This is a genomic window from Mycetohabitans sp. B2 (genome assembly GCF_021733735.1).
Lineage (GTDB): Bacteria > Pseudomonadota > Gammaproteobacteria > Burkholderiales > Burkholderiaceae > Mycetohabitans > Mycetohabitans rhizoxinica.
In genome coordinates this window covers 1-2,247 of sequence record NZ_JAHKSP010000079.1, presented here as the reverse complement: position 1 = coordinate 2,247, position 2,247 = coordinate 1, and the positions used below count along the sequence as shown (strand labels likewise).

General features: G+C 56.4%; 1 protein-coding gene. It reads left to right on the top strand.

What is annotated here, in order from left to right:
- The coding region (locus tag KPG66_RS16065) for a condensation domain-containing protein (protein ID WP_237071465.1) at positions 1–2,247 on the top strand (2,247 nt) is incomplete at both ends.

The window sequence follows — 2,247 nt, the reverse complement described above, 5'->3', positions numbered from 1 at the left end:
CGAGGCGTGCCTGGTGCAACATGAGCAGGTGCGCGATGCGGTGGTGCTTGTGCGGGGTGAGGGCCATGGCAAGCGCCTGGTGGCCTATGTGGTGGCTGAGGCCGATGAGCAGCTGGCCAGCACGCTGCGTACGCACGTGGCTGCTCGTTTGCCCGAGTACATGGTGCCGGCTGCGTTTGTGCGTCTGGATGCGCTGCCGCTCACGCCCAATGGTAAGCTGGATCGACGTGCGCTACCTGAGCCAGACGCTGGTGCGCTTGCGCATCACGCGTATGAAGCGCCGCAAGGCGAGCTAGAGACGACGCTGGCGACAATCTGGGCGGAGTTGCTCGGTGTCGAGCGTGTGGGCCGGCATGATAGCTTCTTTGCACTTGGGGGCCACTCGTTGCTGGCAGTGCGTTTGATTGAGCGCCTGCGCTGTATTGATCTGGGGGTGCCTGTACGTGCACTGTTTGACAAACCCACGTTGAGTGCGTTGGCTCAATCGTTAGGCCAGCACCGTGAAGTGGTGGTGCCGCCCAATGTCATTACATCTGTGACCACTGCACTCACGCCCGAGATGCTGCCACTGATTGACCTGACCCAAGCCGACATTGACCGGATCGTCGCGCAGGTGCCGGATGGGGTAGCGAACATTCAGGATATTTACGCACTGTCGCCGCTACAAGATGGTATCTTGTTTCATCATCTGCTGGCCACCGACGGTGATCCCTATCTGGTGGTTTTTCAGAAGGCCTTTGCTGATCGAGAACAACTCGATTGCTACCTCGATGCAGTTCGGCAGGTTGTAAATCGTCATGATATTTTGCGCACTGCCTTCGTGTGGGAAGGTATGTCCATGCCTGCACAAGTCGTCTGGCGTTACGTGTCGCTGCCGATTATTGAACTCGTATTAGATCCGGCTGATGGACCAGCCAGCGAACAACTGGCCCAGCGCTTCAATCCCCGCCAGCATCGCATCGATTTAACTCAAGCCCCCTTAATGCATTTTGTAATCGCGCGAGATAGCGATGGCCGCTGGTTATTAGTCGAGTTGGTGCATCATTTAATTAATGATCATTCGACGCTGGAGGTCATGGATAACGAAGTGCAGGCTTTTATCGAGGGACGGGGTGACAGATTGCCACCGGCTCAACCGTTCCGTAACTTGGTCGCGCAGGCACGCCTGGGTGTAAGTGAAGAAGAGCATGCGCGTTTCTTTATTGACATGCTGGCTGACGTAGAGGAGCCCACGCTGCCGTTCGGGCTGGCCGATGTACATTGCGATGGTAGCCAAATCACCGAATCGCACCAAACGCTATTGCAAGAGTTAAACGATCGGCTGCGCGCGCAGGCCAGACGCTTGGGTGTAAGCGTGGCTACTTTGTGCCATCTCGCGTGGGCGCAAGTGCTTGCGCGCGTGAGCAATCAGCAGCGAGTCGTGTTCGGCACAGTGCTTTTTGGACGGATGCAAGGGGGAGACGGCGCGGACAACGCGATGGGGGTGTTTATTAATACGCTACCGTTGCTTGTAGATTTACACGGCAATGTTGAGTACAGTGTACGGGACACACATACACGCTTGGCCGCACTGCTCGAGCATGAACATGCGTCGTTGGCACTCGCGCAGCGCTGCAGTGGGGTGCCAGTGGGCATGCCGTTGTTCAGTGCGCTGTTTAATTACCGACATAATGAAATGCCTTCGGCTGAGAGCACAATGACGGGCGGTGCTCAATTGCTAAGTGCAGAAGAGCGTACTAATTATCCGGTTATGTTGGCGGTAAACGATTTTAAGGAGGCTTTAAGCTTGAGCTGCCAAGTGGCACAGCCGTTTGACCCGATTCGTGTGTGTGGGTATATGCAGCGGGCACTGGAAAGCCTTGTCGAAGCGCTCGAGCATGCACCGGATAGACCCGTTCGGCAGCTAGAGGTGTTGCCCGAAGACGAACGAGCCTTGCTGTTCGAAACATGGAATGCGACGCAGCGTGACTATCCGTCATATCGGTGCGTGCATCAGTTATTCGAAGAGCAGGTAGACAAAGCACCTGAAGCCATTGCACTTATCTTTAAAGAACAACGCATTAGTTACGCGGAGCTGAATGCTCAGGCGAACCGTTTGGCTCATCGGCTGATCCGGCTGGGGGTGGTAGCGGAGACGCCCGTGGCAGTGTTGATGCAGCGCTCGCCCGAGCGCGTGGTCGCAGCGTTGGCCGTCATCAAAGCCGGCGGCGTCTATATGCCACTGAACGAGCAATGGCCTGATACTCG